This window comes from Anoxybacillus pushchinoensis (genome assembly GCF_900111795.1).
GTDB lineage: Bacteria > Bacillota > Bacilli > Bacillales > Anoxybacillaceae > Anoxybacillus > Anoxybacillus pushchinoensis.
Map to the genome: position 1 here is coordinate 1 of NZ_FOJQ01000091.1, position 5,796 is coordinate 5,796.

The following is a 5,796-nucleotide window of genomic DNA, read 5'->3' on the forward strand; positions in this document are numbered from 1 at the left end:
GCGATTGGCACAGGAGCGGATGTCGCGATCGAAACGGCCGATGTTACCTTGGTCGGTGGGGATTTAGCCCATATTCCGAAAGCGATTGAACTGAGCCGACAAACGATGCGCAACATTCGGCAAAACTTATTTTGGGCATTATTTTATAATAGCGTTGGCATTCCAGTCGCTGCAGCTGGGTTATTACAACCATGGATCGCTGGGGCAGCGATGGCATTTAGCTCTGTATCCGTTGTGACAAACGCGCTTCGTTTGAAACGCGTGAAAATATAAACATTTAAGGAGGAATGGATGATGACGATTACATTACAAGTACAAGGAATGACATGCGGACATTGCAAAGCGGCGGTGACAAATGCACTTCAAACGTTAGATGGCGTCAGCCGCGTCGAAGTACATTTGCAAGAAGGTACAGTCGATGTAGATTATGATGAAACAAAAGTAAGCGTAGAAAAACTGAAAGAAGCGATTGAAGAGCAAGGATATGATGTGAAATAACATACGGAAGGTGCCCCGAAGTGATGACGGGGCACTTTTTTACCGCCTAAGCGAGTTCTCGGCTGGGGAAAGTTTTTTCTTCTTGAAGCATATCGGGAAAGCGGGATGTTATAATGAAAATAACAGGCGCGGAAAAAAGGGGGGATTTATTTGCTATCGCAGCAAGACATCCTTAATGAAATGTCGAAATGTTTAGATTTATGGAAGAAAAAGTATGGTGTGAAGCGAATCGGGTTATTTGGCTCGTACAGTCGGGGAGAACAAAGGGAATCGAGTGACATTGATGTGTTAGTAGAATTTATGGATGATGCAATGACGTTTGATCATTATATGGGGTTGAAACTGAGTTTGGAAGATCATTTTCAAAAAACAGTGGATTTAGTGATTGTAGATGATATTAAGCCGGCATTAAAGCCAATTATTTTAAGAGGTGCTAAGTATGCAGAGGGATCCTAGCGTCTTTTTGCAAGATATTTTGGTCGCTGCAGAAAAAATTGAGAAGTACACCCAAGGGCTTTCTTATGATGACTTTCTAGATAATGATTTAATATCAGATGCGGTCATTAAAAACATATTAGTGATCGGAGAAGCAGCAAAAAACATTCCAGACGAAATTAGACAGGCATCCCCACATATCGAATGGAGAAAGATGGCTGGCATGAGGGATATGATGATCCACGGTTATTTCTCCATTAATTACCGAATTGTTTGGGATGTTGTTCGAAATAAGATTCCTAAGCTAAAACAGCACGTTGAACAATTGCTAAATGAAAGTTAAACTTCAAATGGTATGCGCTGTTTTTGGGGGGGAATAGCTCGTTATTCAAAAAACCCCCTCCAGCATTTTTATTTGGAGGGGGGTCCATTTTTTATTCACCTTTATTCGTTGTGTCATTCGGATCTGGGGTATAGTCCGATTTGTAATCGGTATATTTTACTTCTGTGACCATTCCTGCTGAAGCATGGTGCAATTCATGGCAATGGAACATCCAATTTCCCGGATTATCTGCTTTAAACGCGACGACATATTCTTCACCAGGGTTTACATTTAAGGTATCCTTAATCAATGGAGAGCCTGTGACTGGCTCGCCGTTTTTGCTTAATACTTGGAAGAAATGTCCGTGTAAATGCATTGGATGTACATCCATTGGTGAATTGTTCACAATTTTGACTTTTACTAAATCTCCTGTCTTTACATTGATCGGCGCTGTGTCAGGATATGTTTTCCCGTTAATCGTGAAAACCATGCCATTTTTGCCCATGGCGGTTCCTAAATCCATTGTGTATTCAACATCATATGTTTGGTCTAACGTAAATGAACCTACTTCATATTTTCCGTATGTTGTTATATCCACAACAGGGAGGTTTTCTGTTGCGTTTACTTTGTCCGTGTTGTTTGTTTGTCCTTCATATTGAATTTTTACTTTCATGCCATCGATACCTTTCGTATCTCCGTGACATTCTAGTAACCACTCACCCGGGTTATTGGCGATAAACTCTATGTCGTAGCGCTCACCTGGGGCGATATTCAACAATTTATCTTTGACTGGTTCTGGATCGTTGATCGGTTGTCCATCCATTGCGACAATTTTAAACTCATGTCCGTGTAAATGAAGCTTGTGGGACATATATCCTGCATTAATGAGACGAAGGCGCACTTTTTCGCCTTCTTTTACTTTGAGTGGCTCAATGGCCTCGCCGCTTTTTCCGTTAATTGTAAAAAGATCATACATGCTCATGTCATGTGTCATCGCACCGCCACCGTGATGTGTATCGGAATGATGTGCATGGCCATTTGTTGATGCGCTCTGTTGTTGGCTAATCCATTCGTCCAATACGAGTGTATAATCTCGATCTATACGTTCTTCATCTTCAGGTTCAACAATAAATGTCCCGTATAATCCTTTATCCACTTGCTCGGCGCTTTTTTGATGTGAATGATACCAATATGTCCCAGGTATCGTTGCAGTAAATTCATACGTAAATGTTTCACCGGGTTTTACTGCGTCCATGGTGACGCCGGGGACGCCATCTTGGCTAATTGGAACAGGATAGCCGTGCCAATGAATCGCCGTTGGTTCGGGCAGTTCGTTTTTAAAAATGATTTTTACTCGTTCCCCTTGTTTTACCCGAATTTGCGCGCTAGGTACAGAGCCGTTATACGTATACACAGGAACCGTTACGTTATCATTTATTTGCCATTGTGCCTCTTTAGCAACGATGTGAATTTCTTTTCCGGATAATACGTCTGGTTGTTTTGCCTTTCGCTTATGTTCGATAGAATGTTGTGACGAATCATTTGCGCAAGCGGCGGTGAATATAGTAAGTGTAACTAACATAAGCAGTTTTCGTAGCATAGTATCTCTCCTTTCTCATTCGTACTGCCGTTATTGTAAAATAAAAGTGTGGAAGTGTGGAGAATGTGTGGATGTGGGTAAGAGTCATTTAAAATAAGAAGGAGAATGTGCATGAAGAGATGGATTGTTGTACTTATCGGTTTATTTCTTTCAGCTTGTGGTGTATCAAAAGCGGACGAAAGATATGAAGAAGGTGAGAACGTAGTGTACCATGTTGTAACAGAGGAACAGCTTCCACAACATGTAAAAGCGTTATATGATCGCCAGCATAAACAATTCAAAACGTATACGGTTCAGCAAGATGGAGTGATGTACGTTGTCATTCATCTCGGTGAAAGAAGAACAGGCGGATACGATGTTGTCATCACCAATGTAACGTACGAAAAAGGGAAAATCGTCGTCTATTATGAGGAGCGAAAGCCGGCACCTGACGCCATCGTGACGCAGGCATTAACGTATCCGAAAATCGCAATAAAAATAGAAACAACGATACCGGTAGAAGTAAAGAAAAAATAGCTCTATGTTTCGTGCATAGAGCTATTTTTTTACGTCAATCGCGTCAGCAACGATCCACCTTGATAACGCACAGCTGATTGAATCAGCACCCGGAAAAACTGTATCGCCACAAAGCCAAAGTCCTTCCATGTTTGTTTTTGGTGAATACGTAGACAGCAAGCTCAAAGCACCGTTTGGAATATACCCCCCAACTTTTCCGAGCGCGCGATGGGTAAAGCGAGAAAATGTTACAGGTGTGCCGATGAGCCGGACATGTATGTTTGTTAAAGGGAATGTGTCATGAACTCGTTGCAATATCCGTTCTGAAAGCATATTTTTCTCTTTGTCATATGCATCGCGATTCCACCAACGAAGCGGGTCAGTATGTGTTGGAAATGAAGTGGGCTTTTCGTTTTATCCATAAAGATTGTGGAGGATTATAAACTGTGAAAACAGAATAAAAAATGAGTAGCATCTATGGTTATGAAAACAAAAGGCGTTGTTTTACTAAAAATAAAAACGAAGAAAGGAAGAGAGGGGAAATGCAAACAACTGAAAAAAAGAAACTTTATATTAATGGCGAATGGGTAGAGTCGGAGTCGTACACACCCCTTTTGTCGCCGTATTCTAGGGAAGTGTTGGCGGAGATCCCGATCGCGACAAAACAAGATGTAAATTGGGCGATTGTGGCGGCCGATGAGGCGCGGCGAACGATGGCCCAATTGCCAGCGCACGAACGATCGGCTATTTTAGAGCGAGTTGTTTCGTTGTTGCAACAGCGCGCAGATGAAGCGGCGAAGCTCGTTGCCCTAGAAGCAGCAAAGCCGATCACGACCGCAAAAGCGGAAGTGGCACGCACCATTCAAACATACAAGTTTGCTGCCGAAGAAGCGAAGCGTATTCATGGGGAAACGATTCCGCTTGATGCTGCGCCAGGTGGCGAAAACCGCATCGCATTTACGGTGAGGGAACCAATTGGTGTCATTGGTGCCATTACTCCATTTAATTTTCCTTTAAATTTAGTAGCGCATAAGCTAGGGCCTGCGATTGCATCTGGAAATACGGTCGTGTTAAAACCTGCGAGCCAAACGCCGCTTTCGGCGTATTTTATCGCGGAACTGTTTGAACAGGCGGGGCTGCCGAAAGGAGCGCTTAATGTCGTGACCGGAAGCGGAAAAACGGTTGGGGATCAAATCGTCGCTGACACGCGCATCAATATGGTAACGTTCACCGGAAGTCCGGAAGTAGGCATCAGCATTCGCAACAAAGCGGGACTGAAACGTGTGACGTTGGAGTTAGGGTCAAACTCAGCGGTCATTATTGATGAGCATGTGGATATCGATCGTATCATTCCGCGATGCATCGTTGGTGCGTTCTCGTTCCAGGGACAAGTGTGCATTTCGTTGCAACGTATTTACGTGCATGAAAAAAAGTATAAAGAATTTGTCGAAAAGTTTGTGGTAGCAGTGAAGCAGTTGAAAGTCGGCGATCCACTTGATCCGAGCACAGATGTATCGGCGCTTATTTCTGAAAAAGACGTCGAGCGTTCATTACAATGGATTGAAGAGGCGAAACAAGGCGGTGCGACAGTGGCTATTGGTGGGGAGAGACAAGGGAATATTTTACTTCCGACGGTTATTTTAGGCGCGGCACCGACAATGAAAGTATCATGTCAAGAAGTATTTGCACCGATTGTGTTAATTAATCAAGTTTCCTCCATCGATGAAGCGATTGAACTTGTGAATGATTCGCGTTATGGATTGCAAGCTGGCGTATATACAAACAACGTTCACGTCGCATGGGAAGCAGCAGAGAAACTGCATGTCGGTGGGGTGCTTATTAACGATATTCCAACGTTCCGTGTCGATCATATGCCGTACGGTGGGGTGAAAGAAAGCGGCTTTGGTCGAGAAGGAATTCGTTACGCAATCGAAGAAATGACAGAGCTAAAGCTGATTATCTTCAATCGGAACCGATAAAAACTTAACATGATAGGCTCTTGTCATTTTGAACAAGAGCCGTTTTAACTCCATGCAAATACATACTGTAATGAAATAGCTAAATCCTTAAATTGTGAGGAATGCAACGTGTCTTGCTGTCCGTATGTTGCGTGCCGTTGATACGCATCTTCCTGCAAATATATACATCCAAATTGACATTTTAACCTCTGATTCACGCAGCACACCCGATGCGGCGTAACACCTCATCTGGGTGCTGTAAGACGTGCTGTTCAAACCGAGTAATCGACTGGGCGATGTCTTTTTGATCTCTATGCAAGACGTTAGCAATGACTTCATCTTTTAGCCACTTCCATAGCCGTTCAATAGGGTTTAACTGTGGGGAATACGGTGGCAAAAAGATAAAGTGAAAAGTAGCACCTTCTTGACTATCAAGGAATGCTCGCACCATCTTGGCATAATGAATACGCGCGTTGTCCAACACAAGC

General features: G+C 43.2%; 8 protein-coding genes and 1 pseudogene. 6 read left to right on the plus strand and 3 right to left on the minus strand.

Annotation, left to right across the window (positions count from 1 at the left end; genetic code table 11):
• From BM213_RS14010 to BM213_RS14025, 4 genes and pseudogenes are all read left to right on the plus strand, one after another.
• A pseudogene (locus tag BM213_RS14010) lies at positions 1–273 on the plus strand (heavy metal translocating P-type ATPase); the annotation flags it as partial.
• A gap of 21 nt (positions 274–294) precedes the next feature.
• Positions 295–498, plus strand: a complete 204-nt coding sequence (gene copZ, locus BM213_RS14015) for a copper chaperone CopZ (protein WP_035019187.1) — start codon at positions 295–297, stop codon at positions 496–498.
• Positions 499–678: 180 nt separating this feature from the next.
• Positions 679–954, plus strand: coding sequence for a nucleotidyltransferase family protein (locus BM213_RS14020; protein WP_077428933.1), 276 nt, complete (start codon positions 679–681; stop codon positions 952–954).
• Positions 938–1,276: a HepT-like ribonuclease domain-containing protein gene (locus BM213_RS14025; protein WP_091705151.1), complete on the plus strand. Its 339-nt coding sequence runs from the start codon at positions 938–940 to the stop codon at positions 1,274–1,276. The genes BM213_RS14020 and BM213_RS14025 overlap by 17 nt, the downstream gene beginning before the upstream one ends.
• 91 nt (positions 1,277–1,367) lie before the next feature.
• On the opposite strand, the gene BM213_RS14030 is transcribed toward BM213_RS14025, so the two are convergent.
• Positions 1,368–2,855, minus strand: a complete 1,488-nt coding sequence (locus tag BM213_RS14030) for a multicopper oxidase family protein (protein WP_091705158.1) — start codon at positions 2,853–2,855, stop codon at positions 1,368–1,370.
• Positions 2,856–2,966: 111 nt separating this feature from the next.
• Between BM213_RS14030 and BM213_RS14035 the strand changes: the two genes are divergently transcribed.
• Complete coding sequence (locus tag BM213_RS14035; protein ID WP_244149314.1) at positions 2,967–3,371, plus strand: protease complex subunit PrcB family protein; 405 nt, start codon at positions 2,967–2,969, stop codon at positions 3,369–3,371.
• A 21-nt stretch (positions 3,372–3,392) separates the two neighbouring features.
• Here the strand turns inward: BM213_RS14035 and BM213_RS14040 are convergent, their stop codons facing one another.
• Positions 3,393–3,683, minus strand: a complete 291-nt coding sequence (locus BM213_RS14040; protein ID WP_244149315.1) for a hypothetical protein — start codon at positions 3,681–3,683, stop codon at positions 3,393–3,395.
• A 209-nt stretch (positions 3,684–3,892) separates the two neighbouring features.
• On the opposite strand from BM213_RS14040, the gene BM213_RS14045 reads away from it, so the two are divergent.
• Positions 3,893–5,329 carry an aldehyde dehydrogenase family protein gene (locus tag BM213_RS14045; RefSeq protein WP_091705167.1) on the plus strand — a complete coding sequence of 479 codons (1,437 nt, stop codon included), beginning with the start codon at positions 3,893–3,895 and terminating at the stop codon, positions 5,327–5,329.
• Positions 5,330–5,522: 193 nt separating this feature from the next.
• On the opposite strand, the gene BM213_RS14050 is transcribed toward BM213_RS14045, so the two are convergent.
• A partial coding sequence (locus BM213_RS14050; RefSeq protein ID WP_208601928.1) for a transposase occupies positions 5,523–5,796 on the minus strand: 274 nt, incomplete at its 5' end.

Coding starts and splice junctions, on each gene's coding strand:
- copZ (WP_035019187.1), top strand. CDS start 295: ATGACGATTACATTACAAGTACAAGGAATGACATGCGGACATTGCAAA.
- BM213_RS14020 (WP_077428933.1), top strand. CDS start 679: ATGTCGAAATGTTTAGATTTATGGAAGAAAAAGTATGGTGTGAAGCGA.
- BM213_RS14025 (WP_091705151.1), top strand. CDS start 938: ATGCAGAGGGATCCTAGCGTCTTTTTGCAAGATATTTTGGTCGCTGCA.
- BM213_RS14030 (WP_091705158.1), bottom strand. CDS start 2,855: ATGCTACGAAAACTGCTTATGTTAGTTACACTTACTATATTCACCGCC.
- BM213_RS14035 (WP_244149314.1), top strand. CDS start 2,967: ATGAAGAGATGGATTGTTGTACTTATCGGTTTATTTCTTTCAGCTTGT.
- BM213_RS14040 (WP_244149315.1), bottom strand. CDS start 3,683: ATGCTTTCAGAACGGATATTGCAACGAGTTCATGACACATTCCCTTTA.
- BM213_RS14045 (WP_091705167.1), top strand. CDS start 3,893: ATGCAAACAACTGAAAAAAAGAAACTTTATATTAATGGCGAATGGGTA.